This window comes from Cupriavidus sp. 01L43 (assembly GCF_056399925.1).
The window spans coordinates 54,048-68,634 of sequence record NZ_JBFTSH010000005.1 but is presented as its reverse complement, the minus strand read 5'-3'; the positions used below and the strand labels follow the sequence as shown (position 1 = coordinate 68,634).

The following is a 14,587-nucleotide window of genomic DNA, read 5'->3' as shown; positions in this document are numbered from 1 at the left end:
GACAGGGTCAGGCGGGCTTGATCGCCGATGCCTGCAGACCCTTGGGGCCCTGCTTCACTTCAAACGTCACACGCTGACCATCCTTCAGGGTCTTGAAACCCGAGCCCTGGATTTCCGAGAAGTGCGCGAACAGATCTGCACCACCGTCGTCCGGGGTAATGAAGCCGAAGCCCTTGGTCTCGTTAAACCACTTGACCGTACCGGTTGCCATAGGAATTTCCTTTCGAAGCAAGTTCTTGTACACAACGCAAACAACCGTTCAAGCACGTTGAGGTCTCGTAGATACCGAACGGAAGCCAACGAGGTTGACACGACTTGACTCGACTGTAGCGCGCATCATAACCAGTTTGTTCTGCTGTGTCATGTGCGGGGTAATGCGCACTATCTTTACTTTAGGCGGATTCTCTGCCTCTTTTCAAGAGGAAATCTCCGCAAATTTGAGGTAGGCGGTGTTTACCCTTTCACCGTGGCGTGGAGGTATCACGCTACGAGACATAAAATTTGAATAATGAAAAATGGGTTGTAGCGCACTGCCGATTTGGCTACAGTTCCGCCTGTAGAGAACTCGTCATGTGCGCTTTCAGCGCTGAAAGTGAGGCCAGTGTGGCAGCAAAAATCATTACCGTGTTCAACCAGAAAGGCGGCTGTGGCAAGACCACGGTAAGCATGCACCTGGCTGGCACGCTGGGCCTGCGCGGCGCCCGTTCCATGCTTGTCGATATGGATGAGCAGGGCACCGCCACGCGATGGGCCGCACAGGCGACCGACGAACGCCCGTTTCCCGCTTCCGTGATCGGCCTGGCGCCGTCCGGCGGCGCGATGCACCGCGAAGTCCGCAAGTTCATCCACGACTACGACTACATCCTTGTCGACTGCCCGCCCGCCGTGCATTCGGCCGCGCCGTCGAGCGCGCTCCTGATTTCCGACCTCGCGATCATTCCGGTTGTGCCGTCGCCGCCTGACCTGTGGGCGGCCGTCGCAGCGAAGACGCTTGCGCAGCATGCCCAGGTCCAGAATGAGACCCTTCAGATACGCGTGATGGCCAATATGGTCCAGCGACGCGTCTCGATTGCCCGCCAGGCCATCGAGATCCTGGGGGATGACGGTGATGTGCCGCTGCTGAACGCCCTGATCGGCTCCCGTTCGGCGTTCCGGGAATGCCAGGCCATTGGCTGCACCGTGCACGGTGTGCCGGGCGCCCGCGAGGCCGTGCAGGAGGTCGACATGATGGTCGACGAAATCCTGTCCCTGATCGAGTAATTCCCATGGCAACGAAACTGAAAAGCCTGAAGGCCGGCATGCTGGCCGGCATGGCGGCGGAGAAAACCCGCAACGACACGATGGATCGCTTCGCCAGGGCGGAAGCGGCGATCTCCCAGCACCCGAATGGCCTGCTCCAGACCCAGCGTCCGGAACGTCCGGTAGTTGCCGAAATCCAAACTTTCAGCGCTGAAAGTGCGGAACCGACGGAAACGGGTCGAACGCTGATCAAGATCCCCATTGCGCAACTGCACGACAATCCTTTCAATGCGCGTCGAATTTATGATCCCGCAGTGGTGCAGGAACGTGCTGCGTCGATCGCTACGCATGGGCAGAAAACGCCCGGTCTGGCGGCGCCGGACCCGGTGCGCCCCGGGCACTACATCCTCATCGATGGTCACTATCGCAAGCGCGCCCTGGCCTCGGCCGGCAAGCTCGAGATGGAATGCTTTATCGAGAGCGACCTCAGCGATCTCGATTTCTACCGACTCTCGTTCCTGCTCAACGAGCAGCGCTCGGACCAGTCCGCACTCGACAACGCGATTGCCTGGCGGCAGTTGCTGGACGAAGGCAAGGTCCAGAAGGAGGAGGAGATCTGCGAGCTGACCGGGATGTCGGCGGGCACGGTTAACAAGACCCTGGCGCTGCTGAAGCTGCCGGATTCGGTGCTCGGCGTGATGCGTGAGCGACCGAGCGCCATCGGGATTGCCGCCGGTTACGAGCTGACGCTGTTCTGCAAGATCGCCGGCGAAGACCGCACGCGTGATCTGGCGACGCGCATCATGAACGACGGCCTGTCCAGCCGCGAGGTCGAGGCGATCCGTAAACATGCGCAGGAAGGGAAGTCGCGCAAGGTCAAGGAAATCAGCCGGCAGTACAAGATCCGGACCGAGTCGGGGCAGCTTCTCGGCACGATCAAGGAGTGGGATTCGGGCCGGGTAATGCTCGATGTTCAGCTGTCCGACCGCAATGCCCGGGAGGACCTGCTCGAAGTCCTTAAGGCACGCTTCGGATTGGATAAAACGCTACTCTGAGTTTTTTGCAGTCGCGTTCGCTAACTCATTGTTTCATCGAACATTTGGATCGCAGCAAAAGGTACGCTCGGGGTCATTTTGGGCCGTCCGGCAACGGACGCCCGGCGAGCGCCAGGAGGCGCGGCGTGAACCCAATTTCGGCCAGTTCTCGGCCCGCCGCGAAGCGCTTCCAGGTACCCCGTAGCAACTGGTCCAAACCACTCGCGGCGTAGCCCGCACGGACCTGCGCCTGCTTGGCGCGACCCCGCGTCGTGGCCGGAAATTCGCTTGGTGCGAGCAGGGCGGCGTCGGCGTTCCAGCCGGCCTCCACCTGAATCCCGCGATCGGCCCAGTGCGCGCGCAGCGCCATCCAGACGTCTTCATCGAGCAGCAAACCTGAATCTTCGGATTCATTTCGGGCCCCGGGCAGCAGCCGCGCGCTGCGTCCGGCGAGCCGGACATCCCCCAGCCGCATCGCCGGCAGTGCCGAAATCCGCACCCCGTGCCGATGCACCAGCAGCGCCGTCGCCCGTGCCGCCCGGTGTCTGGGGGAGGCCTCCACCGCCCCGAGCCATGCCAGGAAGTCATCGACAACACCGGGCGCAAGCAAGTTCGAGCGATTCGTTTCGATAGATTCCGACGCAGCAACGGGTACGCCCCCGGCCGGTACAGCCGCACCGCCTTGCCGCACCCCCGCCCGCACCATCGCCCGGAGCAGGGCGCGAACCACACGCAGGGAAGCCTCGATCGAGCTCGCGCCGAGTGGTCCCTCGAACGGCCGCCAGTGCGCCCGGTCTCGGGCGCCCGCCGGGCCGCACCAGAAGGCCGCCGGCTGGGGATCCGCGAGAAAGCTGCGGTAGCGCACGAGATCATCCGTCTCCAGCCCCCGGACCGAACCACGCTGCTGGGCGACCCAGAGCAGCAGCCGCTCCGCCTCCCGTCGATAGCTCCCGGCCGTATGCGGGGAGCCGCTGTGGCGGGCTACCCAGTCCCGAATGAACCGCAGGTCATCCCGGAGCACCGCCGCGCCGGGGTCGCCAGACGGTGGCGCCAGCATGTGTTCGAGCGGAGTGGGTTCGCGCATCGCCGGCCCCAGCCGCTCCGGGACCAGTGCGGGTCTGCTCCGGTATTGTGACGGTGAAAGCACATATGGCCGCACCGCCGTCGCGATCACCGACTGCTGCTGACCCAACCATCGTGTGATGACTTCGGCGGATTGCTGGCCGATGCGTGGCACGGCACGCCACCAACTACTGCCGCGCTGGTTCGCCAGATCAGTCAAATCGGCGATGGTGCGCACGCCCCCCGTCGCCAGCCGGCGGGCGAGGCTGGGGCGGAACCACAGCGATACCTGATGCCCCGGCAGCGGCCGGCCCTGGCCGAGCCGCTCGATGGACGACAACGCGTCCACCCGGCGCGTCATCCCGGCGTCAGACCGCCCGCGCAGCGCCTCGAACATGGCCGCGATATCGGGCCGGTCGTGCTGGAGCGCGAACTGCACCAGCCGGTCGCGCAGCGTCAGGATGCGCTGTACCGCCTGATGCTCGGTCAGCACATCGTCATCGTCCGGATCGAGCAGGTAGCGATTGGCGATGTCCACCGGCCGCATGCCCTGGGCATACGCCCGCACCACTGCAAATTCGGTTCGAGTGAGCTTGGTAGCGGCGAGCGTGTCGGGATCCGTGCTCATGAAGAAGGGGTGGTAAGTGATTGAGTTATAACAACTTTAGCGGAGTGCCAATCCGTACCAGGCACTTTTGAATATCAAAGTGCAATGTAAATTATTTTCGATGGGAAGCCAAGGGATTTGCCCGGGATGGCCCCTGGGCTCACCGTCTGCCGGTTTCGCTGAAACGCTTAAAACAGACCGCCAAACATTTGACTTCCGTTCTTCAGCCCAGTCTCCAGAATGAGGAAACCTCGCTGGTCAGTGTTAAGACCAAGCGGGCGAAGGGAGGCGACCCATGGTCAGCAGGCGGAGAAAGGCCGGCGTCGGCGTGGGCGCCGTGGGCGGCGTCGTTCTGGCGAGTCTGTCTCCCGCCGCGCACGGGCAGGCGGCCTGCCCGACCATCGGCACGGGGCAGGTATCCGCCACCACAGCCTGCACGGTCAGCGCTTCGGCCATCGGCACCACGGTAGCGGCGCCGGTGGCGATCACCGGCACCGGCGCCGGTGCGGATGTGACGGCGTCCGGCGTCACGCTGAGCCTCGGCGTGGCCAATGCGAACGGCGTCAACGCCTTGAGCGGGGCCCGGGTCTCGCTGACGGGCGGCGCCATCAATACCACCTCCAACGGTGCGGCGGCGGCCAGCCAGGTTGGGCTCAAGGCCGTTGGCGCGGGCTCCCGCGTGGTGGCCGATAACGTCCGGCTCAACCTGGCGCCGGCCAACTCGGTGTCGATGCAGGGCGTACGGGCCGAAGGCGGCGGGTCCGTGACGCTGACCCAATCGAACCTGACCGTGGGCGCCGCCGGCAGCGGGCGCAATTTCAACCATGGGCTCGTGGCCACCGGCGCGGGCAGCCTGATCACCGGTTCCGGCAACACCGTCGCGGTGGCGTCCAACTTCTCGAATGCCGCGCGCGCCGAACTGGGCGGCGCCATCGAGCTGTCCAGCAGCACGCTCACGGCCACCGGCACTGGCAATGCCGCGAGCGGCCCCGTGGCCGCCGCCGCCGCGGTCTCGGGCGGTCGCATTGCCATTGGCGGCAGCGGCAACCTGCTCACCGGCGGGCCGGCGACGATGGCGCACGGCGTGTTCGTGTCGGGCACCGGCTCCTCGGCCACCATCGACCAGGCTACGATCCGTGCCAGCGGCAACAATTCCGCCGGGGTCGCGGTCGACCTGGGCGGCATTGCGACCCTGACGAACAGCACGGTCAGCGCGCCGACCTATCGCGGCGTGTCGGTCACTGGCAACAGCGACGCCATGCTGACCGACGTCTCGGTCGATAGCGCGGGCAGTGCCGCCATCGCGCTGGGGTCCGGCTCGCGCATGTCGATCACGCGCGGCACCCTCAGCAGTGGCGGGCAGGTGCCCACGGTGAATGTCGGCGGCGTGGGCTCGACCCTGACCACCGAGGGCGTGGCGATCGTCTCCACGGGCAGCGCCAACGCGCCCGGCATCGCTATCACCCAGGACGGCCTGGCGACGATCAACGGCGGCACGGTCGATACCTTCGGCACCACGGCCCGCGCCCAGCGCGTGAAGGGCGTCACGGCCGCCTTGCCCAATGCGCGGCTCGTGACCAATGGCCTCGCCATCCACAACCGGGGCGACGAGGCGATTGGCGTGGCCGCCGACGATGGCGGCACGATCGAGATCAACCAGACCTCAGTACTCACCGACGGCCGCAACGGCATCGGTGTCTACGCGGGGGTGGACCCGCTCAAGCCCAACGTGGCAACGGTGGTAGCCACGGCGTCCCACATCGAGACGATGGGCGAGATCGCCCACGGCGCGCTGGCGCAGGCGCGTACCGTGCTCGACGTGCCCGCGCGGGTCTCCCTGACCAATGGCACCACCGTCATCACGCACGGCACGGGCGCGATGGGGCTGCGCGCCGTGTCGAAGGGCCGGGTCGAGGCGCTGTCCGGGTCCAGCGTGACGACCGAAGGGGCCGCCGCGCATGGCGCCTTTGCGCGCAACGCGCTGAGCCTCGTCCTGATCGATAACGCCACCGTGAGCACCAGCGGCGTGGGCGCGCACGGCGCCGTGGCGCTGGACGCCGGCCAGGTCAGCGGCAACCGGGCGACCGTGACCGCCACCAACGCGGACGCCGCCGCGCTCTACGTGGCCGGCTACAACGACACGTTCACCGCGCAGGTGCCCACCGGCGCGGACTTCAACGCCTCCGCGCTGACCAGCCGGAGCGGCCCGGCCATCGCCGTGGCCGGGCCGGGCACCGTGACATTGGCCGGCTCGACGGTTTCGGGCGTCGAGTGGCTCCGCGTCGGCTCGATTGGGGACTTTCCGACGCTGCCGCCGCCCGAGGCCCCCATCGCCCGGCCGGAGCCGCTGCCGTCCGTCGACGATCCCTCAACCCCGCCGTCCGATTCGGTCGCGCCGCTCGCGGCCCCCCTGCCAGCGATCAAAAAGCCCCTGGCCGTGGGCGATGTCGCCACCGTCGATGTCTCGGCCTCAACGCTGACCGGGGCGGCGACCACGCTACCGGGCACCACGTCCATCGTCACCCTGCGCGACCAGACCACGTGGCACCTCACCGGCAACTCGACGCTGACCACGCTCACCAACGCCGCGAGCCAGATCCTGTTCACGCCGCCGTCGGCGGGCACGTTCAAGACGCTGACGGTGAACACCTACACGGGCGCCGCGGGCGGCATCGGCCTGAACACGGTGCTGGCCGGCGACAACGCACCGTCGGACAGGCTCGTCATCGACACCGGCACCGCGTCCGGCACCACCGGGCTGACGATCACCAACGCCGGCGGCACCGGCGCGATCACGCAGCGCGATGGCATCCTGGTCGTCGATGCAGTCAACGGCGGCACCACCGCTCCCGGCAGCTTCGCGCTGGCCCGCCGCGCCGTGGCCGGCCCCTATGAGTACCGCCTGTACCGGGGCAGCCTGGACGGCAGTCAGGCCGATGCCTGGTACCTGCGCTCCGAGCGCGATCCGTCACCCGATCCGCCCCCGCCGGGGCCGCCCACGCCAGGGCAGGCGCTGTTCCGCCCCGAGGTGGCCGCCTATCTCGCCAACCAGCGCCTGGCCGGGCAGATGTTCGTGCACAGCCTGCACGACCGCCTGGGCGAGCCGCAGTACGTGGAAGGCCAGCCGTTCGACAAGGCCGAGGACAAGCCGCGCTCGGGATGGCTGCGCGTGGTCGGCAAATGGGAAGGCAGCCGCAGCCAGGACGGCAATTTCAAGGTCGATACCGACAGCTTCCTGCTGCACGGGGGCGCGGAATTCGCCAAATGGAAGGTGGCGAGTGAGGAAGACCGCCTGCATCTGGGGCTGATGGGCAGCTACGGCTATGCCAGCAGCGACGCGAAGGCGGCCGGCAACCCGGCGTCCGCCAGCGGCAAGGTGGAGGGCTTCAGCGTGGGCGCGTACGGCACCTGGTACCAGAACGACGAACGCAAGCTCGGTACCTATATAGATACGTGGTTCCAGTACGGCTGGTTCGACAACAAGGTCGAAGGCGACACCCTGCCCACCGTGAAGTACCACGCGCAGGGCTGGGCGGTCTCGGGCGAACTGGGCTACGCCGTGCCGCTGCGCCACGACTGGGTGATCGAGCCGCAGGGGCAGCTGATCTACGTCGATTACCGCGAACACGACATTACCGAGCCCAACGGCACGCGTATCGCGGGTGCCGACTCCACCGGCCTCATCACGCGGCTCGGCGTGCGGCTGCATCGCACCTATGTCCGTGCGGACGCGCGCAAGTGGCAGCCGTACGTGACTGTGAACTGGTGGCATACCAGCACGGACAGCAGCGTCCGCTTCAACGAGGTGCCGCTCGGCACGCTGTATCCGTCGAATCGCTATGAATTGAAGCTGGGGCTCAACCTGTCGATCTCGACGCGCTGGACCGGCTGGGCCAACGTGTCGGGCGCCTGGGGGGCGCAAAGTTTCCACCAGTATGCGGCCCGGATCGGGGCGAAATATACGTGGTGAGCGCGGGTGTCATACATGTGATGTATGGCAAACACCCGCTATGAAAGTGCTTGATGAGGCATTTTGTGCCGCAAGCAGCCTAGGCAAAAACCCAACACGGGAAAACCCCCGCAATGCAGCATTCGCTTGCAATCACTCCGCGTGCTTCCTATGCTGAACACCAGAATTCAATTTAATTTGAATCTGAGTTGCGAAGCATCTAACGCGTGTCATACGCGAAACGGGGCGGTAGGCATCCTCCGAGGGAGGGCCGGGCAGGACAGCAGCGAGCCAGGACGGGAAACGCTGCGAGGCTCAGGAGGCGATACCTATCGTATGGGCGTGCAGCCGTGCCAAAAGCGGAGCATGTCCAATCAGCGCGCAGTGGATTGTACGCGGCATCCGCGCGCGCCAATAAGAAGTGAGCGGCCATGGCCACCATCCTGTTGCTCGAGCCACATCCTTTGCTCCGCCTTGGGCTGCGCCACCTGTTGGCACAGGCGCATGTTCCCGGCGATCTCGTCGATATCGACCCCCAGTCCCTGCATGAACCGGATCCCTGGACGCACCACGCCGATCTGCTGATCTATGGCCTGCCCGCCGATGCGGAAGCCGGCTGGCTTGGCCTTGCCGGCCTGTGCCAGCGGCTGGAGCCGCAACGCGTGCTGGTGCTGGCCGAACACGTGCCGGCGCCGCTGCCCGAATTCGGCCTGCCCGAGACCGTGCGCGGCCTGCTGGCGAAAGCCTGCTCCGCCGAGGCGCTCGAAGCCGCCATCCGCCTGGTGCTGGCCGGGGGCGAATGCTTCCCGTCGCAGCTCCCGGTCATGCGTGGCGCCGAGCCGGCTGCCCATCCGTACGCCCATCTTGGCGGCGAGCATGCCCACGCCGCGCCGGTGCCGGTGCCGGTGCCGGCAGCCTACGCCGACGGCCGCGACAGCCGCCATGCCGCCGCGCCGATCGTCGTGCCGCTGCACGGTGTGCCGAGCCACGGCCCGCAGTCGCACGCCACGCCGCTGGAAACCCCGACGGCAGGCGCCCATCTGCTCAATATCACCGAGCGACAGTACGAAGTGCTGGCCCTGCTCGCGCGCGGCTATCCGATCAAGACCGTCAGCCGGCTGCTCAATATCTCGGTGGCCACGGCGAAGACCCATGCATGCACGCTTTATCAGCGGCTGCACGTGCGCAACAAGGGCGAGGCGGTCTACGTCGCGCTCCAGCGCGGTGCCACGCTGAACTGGCAAGGGCCGACGGTCACCGCGCCGGCCTCGATCCGCCCGTCCGCCGTCCTGCAGTCCCGGGAGGCCTGTGAGGCCGCCTGAGCGCGGTCGCGCAGCCATCCGCTCGCGTCCCCCTTCTGCCGGCCCGCCCTCATCCGAAAGCATGAGGCGGTGACCGGCTGCGGTTGCTAGCTTTATTGCAGGCCGATTTGCAGACCCATTGCGGACGGCGTCACCCGACGCACGCCGCCACCGTCATCCATCCCCAGCCTGCCATCTGTGCCTTCCCGGCTGCGCCTGCCGCGCGGGTAGGTCGTGCGTGTGCCCAATCGGCACGCGTTCAGTGAACCGACGTCCGATAACCGTCGCGCCAGCGGTGACCCACGCCGCGCCGCGCAGACGTCCAACATGCCCGATCTCTGTCGATGACGACCTACCTGATCGCCAGCAACGAAATGATGTGCCGCATCCTCGCCAGACGCATGGAGGGGCAGGACATCTCCATGCCCGTGCGATGGCACGCGCCTGACTGGCTGCTCGATACCCCGGACCCGGAGGCGCGCGCCGCCTCCATCGACAATCCGGACGCCTCCGAGACCGTGCCGGACGCCCCGGTGGACATGGCCATCGTCGACTGCAGCGGCGTGGAGGGCGACCCCCGCGCGCTGCTGGACCGCGTGCGCGAGCGGCTGGCCCCGCATCGCTGGCTCGTGTTGTCCGATTCGCTCGATGCCGCGCTGATGGTCTACGCCGCGCAGATCGGCGCCAGCGGCTGCCTGGCCGTGCCCGCCCCGATCGAACTGGTCTGTGCCGCCGCCGCGCTGGTCTGGGCCGGCGGCCAGTGCTTCCCGCGCGCGGCCCTGGCGCTGCTGCGCGCCCAGCCGCGCCATGCCGGCACCGCGCCCGTCTCCCACCTCTACCCCCACCCCCACTCCGCTGACGGCACTACGGCAACCGGATGAAGGCGCGGCCGCGTCGCGCGACCTATGCTTGCGAGAAGTCCACGGTCTGAAGCCGGTGCCTTTGAGAGGCCGGCCGCCGTGGCGACGCAGGGGGTCGTATGGAACACGGAGTCAATATCCTGGTCGTGCATGGCTTTGCCGTGCGCGAGGGCCGGGGCAAGTGGGCATGTTGTTTCGAGATTCGGCTCGCCATCGCAGGAGGCGGGCCGTTGTTGTTTCGGGGCGAGCTGCACGGCCGGTGCTTCGCCACCGAGGCGGCCGCCGTCCTCGCCGCGTGCGAGTTCGGCGAGCGGGAGGCCACCCGGCACATGGCCACCGCGCGCGCGATGATCGCGGCGGACGACGACGAGGCGTCGCGCCAAAAAAGAAGCCCGCCGACCGGGGGACCATGCGGGCTTTGAAATGGCGCCGTCCTGGACGTGCGCCATTCATGTGACGATAGCCAAACGCCGGCAACGGGCGTATTGGCCAGAAGCATCACGCGTCGCATGGGGCGCACGCCCCGGTCACCGGGCCTCCACCTTCCCGCGCAAACGCATGCCCCGCGCGGGGCGCGCGCCCGCCGGCGGCACGCCGCGCGGCACCGTCTCCACCTTCTGGCTGGTTGAGGCGGCTGAACATTGCGTCGCACACTGCGGGCGCGACGGTGCGAACCTCCGTCAGCCGGCCTAACCCCGTCATCCTTTTCTGTGAGCTGCCGCACCATGTCTGTCTGGCCCCTTGTCTCCCGCGTTGGCGAAAGCGCACTGCTCATGCCCTGCGCGCTCGTCGTGTTCGCGTGGCTGCAGTCGGGCCGCGCCCCGCACGACCGCGACAACGCCATGCGCTGGGCACTCACGTTCGGCGGCGCCGTGGCGCTGGTCGTGGCCAGCAAGCTGGCCTTCATGGGCTGGGGCATCGGCAGCCGCGCCTTCGACTTCACCGGCATCTCCGGGCACAGCACGATGGCCGCCGCCGTGCTGCCGGTGCTGGCGCGGCTGCTGGTGCCGGAGCGCCATCGCGTGATGGCGGTGGTGGCCGTGGCAGTGAGCGTGGCGGTTGCCATCGTGGTGGGCGTGTCGCGGCTGGCGCTGGAGGTACATTCGCCGGCCGAGATCGTGGCCGGGCTGGCGCTGGGCTTCGGCGCGAGCGCCAGCTTCCTGGTCTGGTCCGCCCGGCCGCTGCGCGCCGCGCCGCGCGTGGTGGCGGGCGTCGTGCTGCTGCTGGCGCTGGCGGCGCCGCATCCGTCGGTGAGCCTGCCGACGCATGGCATGCTCGAGCGCATCGCCAGCCATCTCGCCGGGCGGGAGGAGCCCTACCGGCGCGGCGAATGGCACGATGGGCTGGGTGGGCACGGCAGGCATGAAGCGCGACAGGGACACGCTGCCGCGCTGACCGGCGATGCCGCGCGCTGTGTGCGCCACCAAACAGACCCGGCCGCCCGGCAGCACGACGATACCTGACAGGGTGGCCCGCTCCGCCCCGGCAGGAGAACCAACATGTCAGCAGTGCGCGCCTTCGTCGCTGGGCGACAGGGAACCTTCCAGTACCTGTATCGCGCGACCGACGCCCTCGTCATCGGCGCCACCGGCTTTGCCATCGGCGAACTGGTCTTCCCCGAAGGCCTGCGCGGCGCCGCGCCGGTCCATGGCTTCCTGACCGCCTTCTGCGCGCTGGGCGCGCTGCTGATCTTTCCCGCCTGCGGCCTGTACGGGTCCTGGCGCGGACGCAGCAAGGCCGGGCTGGCCGTGCGCGTGCTGGCGGCCTGGAGCGTGGTCTGCCTGCTGGCGCTGGTGTCGGCCTTCCTGCTGCACCAGGTGGCTGGCGTGTCGCGGCTGTGGTCGGTGCTCTGGGTGGCGTGGTCGGCGGTCGGGCTGGTGAGTTCGCGCGTGGTGCTCTACGGCACCCTGAGCAGCGTGCGCCAGCAGGGCATCAACGCCAAGCGCGTGGTGATCCTCGGCTACGGGCCGCTCGGGCACGACATGTTCCGCCGCGTGGCGCAGATTCCGGGCGCCGGCTACGAGGTGGTGGGCATCTACGACGAAGCCGGCACCGACGACCTCCCCGAAGGCGTGGCCCCGCTGCGCTCGCTCGATCAGGTCTGCACCTTCGTACACGCCCACCGCGTGCGCGAGATCTGGCTGACGCTGCCGATGGCGGCCTGCCGCGACCTCTACGACGTGGTCTTCCACTTCCGCAACGATCTTGTCGATATCCGCTGGGTGCCGGACATCATGTCCGTCGAGCTGCTCGGCCATCGCTTCTCCGAGTTCATGGGCCTGCCCGTGATCGACCTCAACAGCCCGCCCGACTCGGGCGTGACCGGCCTGGTCAAGGCCAGCTTCGACCGCGTGTTCGCGCTGGCGGTGCTGCTCGGGTTGTCGCCGCTGCTGCTCGCCATTGCCCTCGCCGTGCGGCTGTCCTCGCCGGGGCCGGTCCTGTTCCGGCAGGCGCGGCTCGGCATGGACGGCCAGCCGTTCCACGTCTTCAAGTTCCGGTCGATGGTGGCGCACACCGATGCCGGCGTGACGCAGGCCGCGCCCGGCGACCCCCGCGTGACGCGCGTGGGCGCCTTCCTGCGCCGCACCAGCCTGGACGAGCTGCCGCAGTTCCTGAACGTGCTGCGCGGCGAGATGTCCGTGGTCGGCCCACGCCCGCACGCCATCGAGCACAACGAGCTCTACAAGGAGATCGTGGACCGCTACATGCTGCGCCACCGCGTGAAGCCCGGCATCACGGGCTGGGCGCAGATCAACGGCTGCCGGGGTCGCACCGACACGGTGGAGAAAATGCGCCGGCGTACCGAGTTCGACATCTTCTACATCCGCAATTGGTCCTTCGTCCTGGACCTCCGCATCATCGGCCACACCGCCGTCTACGGCTGGACCGGCCGGGACGCCTACTGACGGCTGACCCGGCGCGGCAATGTGACCTGTCGCGCGTGCCCCGGGGAGTTTGTTGGACACCGCACCGAAGCCGTGCCCCCGCTGCGGCCCAATGGCACCGTGAGCAGGAACCGATCCTAAACAGGCGCCCGCCACGGCCGCCGCCACACCTGCCTTCTGACCAGGAGATATGCCATGAAGGAAACCATCCGACAGATCCTTGCCGAAGTGGCCCGCCTCGACGTCCCCATCGAGACGCTGGACGATCAGGCCGACCTCTACCAGGCGGGCCTGTCGTCGCTGGCCACGGTGCACGTGATGCTGGCCATCGAGAACGCGTTCAACATCGAGATTCCGGATCACATGCTGACCCGCCAGCTCTTCAAGAGCGTGAACTCGCTCGCGGCGGCGGCCTCGCAACTGCAGGAGGCTGCGTGATGAACCCCGTTCTCGCCGCGGTGGACCAGGCGTCGCCGCATCCCGCACCGGCGGACCCCGCCGCCCTGATCGCCGCCGCCCAGGCTGCCGCCGCCGTCGCCGCCACGCATGCCGATGCGGTGGACCGCGACGCGCGCTTCCCGGATGAAGCCTTCGTCACGCTGCGCGAGCACGGCCTGCTCGGCGCGATGATCCCGACGCACCTCGGCGGCGCCGGCGCCACGCTCGATACCGTGGCCGCCATCTGCCGCGTGCTGGGCGGCGCCTGTGCCGCCACCGGCATGGTCTACGCGATGCACCAGATCCAGGTGGCGTGCGTGCTCGAGCACGGCATGGGCAGCCCGTGGCACGAGGGCCTGCTGTCCCGCGTGGCGGGCGAGCAGCTGCTGCTGGCCTCGGCCACCTCGGAGGAAGCCATTGGCGGCGCGCTGCGCAACAGCGGCTGCGCGGTCAACGCCGAGGGCGAGCGCTTCCACCTGCTCAAGATGGCGCCGACGATCTCGTACGGCGCGCACGCGGACGGCATCCTGATCACCGCACGCCGCAGCGCCGACGCCGCGCCGTCCGACCAGGTGCTGGTCTGCGCGCTGAAGGCTGACTACACGCTGCAGAGCCTGAACACCTGGGACACGCTCGGCATGCGCGGCACCTGCAGCAATGGCTTCCGCCTCGAAGCGGCGGGCGACGTGGCGCAGATCCTGCCGGTGCCGTTCGGCCAGATTGCCGACGAGACCATGACGCCGGTGTCGCACATCGTCTGGAGCGCACTCTGGCTCGGCATTGCCGGCGATGCCGTGCAGCGCGCCAAGACCTTCTTCCAGGGCCAGGCGCGCGCGCGTCCGGGCTCGATGCCGCCGTCCGCGCCGCGCGTGGCGGAGGCCGTGAGCCTGCTCCAGATGATCGAGGCCCGGCTGGACCTCGCGCTCGCCCACCAGCGCGCGCGGCATGTGGCCCAGGGGGTGTCGTCCTTCACCCTGGCCGCCGAGATGAACGGGCTGAAGACGGCCGTCTCCACCATGGCGCTCGAAGTCGTGCAGCAGGCCATGCTGGTCTGCGGCATGGCCGGCTACAAGCACGGCACGCCGTTCAGCCTGGGGCGCCATCTGCGCGACCTGTGGTCGGCGCCGCTGATGATCAACAACGATCGCATCCTGTCCAACACGGCCAACCTGCTGCTGGCCGACCGGACCTGAGAGAAGTCGAAACAAGGAG

General features: G+C 68.0%; 12 protein-coding genes. 10 read left to right on the top strand and 2 right to left on the bottom strand.

The features are described from left to right. Positions 1-7: 7 nt before the first annotated feature. The gene (locus AC1DP9_RS10955; RefSeq protein WP_006159056.1) at positions 8-211 is read right to left on the bottom strand and encodes a cold-shock protein; all 204 of its coding nucleotides are present in this window, start codon (positions 209-211) and stop codon (positions 8-10) included. A gap of 392 nt (positions 212-603) precedes the next feature. Between AC1DP9_RS10955 and AC1DP9_RS10950 the strand changes: the two genes are divergently transcribed. After that, positions 604-1,260: an AAA family ATPase gene (locus AC1DP9_RS10950; RefSeq protein ID WP_092294390.1), complete on the top strand. Its 657-nt coding sequence runs from the start codon at positions 604-606 to the stop codon at positions 1,258-1,260. Positions 1,261-1,265: 5 nt separating this feature from the next. Beyond that, entirely contained in the window at positions 1,266-2,294 is a 1,029-nt protein-coding gene (locus AC1DP9_RS10945) for a ParB/RepB/Spo0J family partition protein (RefSeq protein WP_092294196.1), read from the top strand. A 73-nt stretch (positions 2,295-2,367) separates the two neighbouring features. On the opposite strand, the gene AC1DP9_RS10940 is transcribed toward AC1DP9_RS10945, so the two are convergent. Further along, on the bottom strand, positions 2,368-3,963 hold the full coding sequence (locus tag AC1DP9_RS10940; protein ID WP_477107337.1) for a phage integrase family protein: 1,596 nt from the start codon (positions 3,961-3,963) through the stop codon (positions 2,368-2,370). 274 nt (positions 3,964-4,237) lie between these two features. Here AC1DP9_RS10940 and AC1DP9_RS10935 point away from each other — a divergent pair, with 274 nt between their 5' ends. From AC1DP9_RS10935 to AC1DP9_RS10900, 8 genes are all read left to right on the top strand, one after another. Next, entirely contained in the window at positions 4,238-7,912 is a 3,675-nt protein-coding gene (locus tag AC1DP9_RS10935) for an autotransporter outer membrane beta-barrel domain-containing protein (RefSeq protein ID WP_477107336.1), read from the top strand. Between the two features lie 410 nt (positions 7,913-8,322). Then, entirely contained in the window at positions 8,323-9,213 is an 891-nt protein-coding gene (locus tag AC1DP9_RS10930; RefSeq protein WP_477107335.1) for a helix-turn-helix transcriptional regulator, read from the top strand. A 323-nt stretch (positions 9,214-9,536) separates the two neighbouring features. Next, positions 9,537-10,073 (top strand): DNA-binding response regulator, encoded by a 537-nt coding sequence (locus tag AC1DP9_RS10925; protein ID WP_255370793.1) that lies wholly within the window; start codon positions 9,537-9,539, stop codon positions 10,071-10,073. Positions 10,074-10,171: 98 nt separating this feature from the next. Further along, positions 10,172-10,474 carry a hypothetical protein gene (locus tag AC1DP9_RS10920; RefSeq protein WP_255370794.1) on the top strand — a complete coding sequence of 101 codons (303 nt, stop codon included), beginning with the start codon at positions 10,172-10,174 and terminating at the stop codon, positions 10,472-10,474. Positions 10,475-10,825: 351 nt separating this feature from the next. Next, positions 10,826-11,515: a phosphatase PAP2 family protein gene (locus AC1DP9_RS10915; RefSeq protein ID WP_477107334.1), complete on the top strand. Its 690-nt coding sequence runs from the start codon at positions 10,826-10,828 to the stop codon at positions 11,513-11,515. Between the two features lie 36 nt (positions 11,516-11,551). Then, positions 11,552-12,958 (top strand): undecaprenyl-phosphate glucose phosphotransferase, encoded by a 1,407-nt coding sequence (locus AC1DP9_RS10910; RefSeq protein WP_092294206.1) that lies wholly within the window; start codon positions 11,552-11,554, stop codon positions 12,956-12,958. 174 nt (positions 12,959-13,132) lie between these two features. Next, positions 13,133-13,375: an acyl carrier protein gene (locus tag AC1DP9_RS10905; protein WP_092294208.1), complete on the top strand. Its 243-nt coding sequence runs from the start codon at positions 13,133-13,135 to the stop codon at positions 13,373-13,375. Then, complete coding sequence (locus AC1DP9_RS10900; protein ID WP_441591187.1) at positions 13,375-14,568, top strand: acyl-CoA dehydrogenase family protein; 1,194 nt, start codon at positions 13,375-13,377, stop codon at positions 14,566-14,568. The genes AC1DP9_RS10905 and AC1DP9_RS10900 overlap by 1 nt, the downstream gene beginning before the upstream one ends. The last annotated feature ends 19 nt before the right edge of the window (positions 14,569-14,587 follow it).

Bases quoted from the DNA above. Each gene is read 5' to 3' on its own strand.
- AC1DP9_RS10955 (WP_006159056.1), bottom strand. From the start codon at position 211: ATGGCAACCGGTACGGTCAAGTGGTTTAACGAGACCAAGGGCTTCGGC.
- AC1DP9_RS10945 (WP_092294196.1), top strand. From the start codon at position 1,266: ATGGCAACGAAACTGAAAAGCCTGAAGGCCGGCATGCTGGCCGGCATG.
- AC1DP9_RS10940 (WP_477107337.1), bottom strand. From the start codon at position 3,963: ATGAGCACGGATCCCGACACGCTCGCCGCTACCAAGCTCACTCGAACC.
- AC1DP9_RS10935 (WP_477107336.1), top strand. From the start codon at position 4,238: ATGGTCAGCAGGCGGAGAAAGGCCGGCGTCGGCGTGGGCGCCGTGGGC.
- AC1DP9_RS10930 (WP_477107335.1), top strand. From the start codon at position 8,323: ATGGCCACCATCCTGTTGCTCGAGCCACATCCTTTGCTCCGCCTTGGG.
- AC1DP9_RS10925 (WP_255370793.1), top strand. From the start codon at position 9,537: ATGACGACCTACCTGATCGCCAGCAACGAAATGATGTGCCGCATCCTC.
- AC1DP9_RS10920 (WP_255370794.1), top strand. From the start codon at position 10,172: ATGGAACACGGAGTCAATATCCTGGTCGTGCATGGCTTTGCCGTGCGC.
- AC1DP9_RS10915 (WP_477107334.1), top strand. From the start codon at position 10,826: ATGCCCTGCGCGCTCGTCGTGTTCGCGTGGCTGCAGTCGGGCCGCGCC.
- AC1DP9_RS10910 (WP_092294206.1), top strand. From the start codon at position 11,552: ATGTCAGCAGTGCGCGCCTTCGTCGCTGGGCGACAGGGAACCTTCCAG.
- AC1DP9_RS10905 (WP_092294208.1), top strand. From the start codon at position 13,133: ATGAAGGAAACCATCCGACAGATCCTTGCCGAAGTGGCCCGCCTCGAC.
- AC1DP9_RS10900 (WP_441591187.1), top strand. From the start codon at position 13,375: ATGAACCCCGTTCTCGCCGCGGTGGACCAGGCGTCGCCGCATCCCGCA.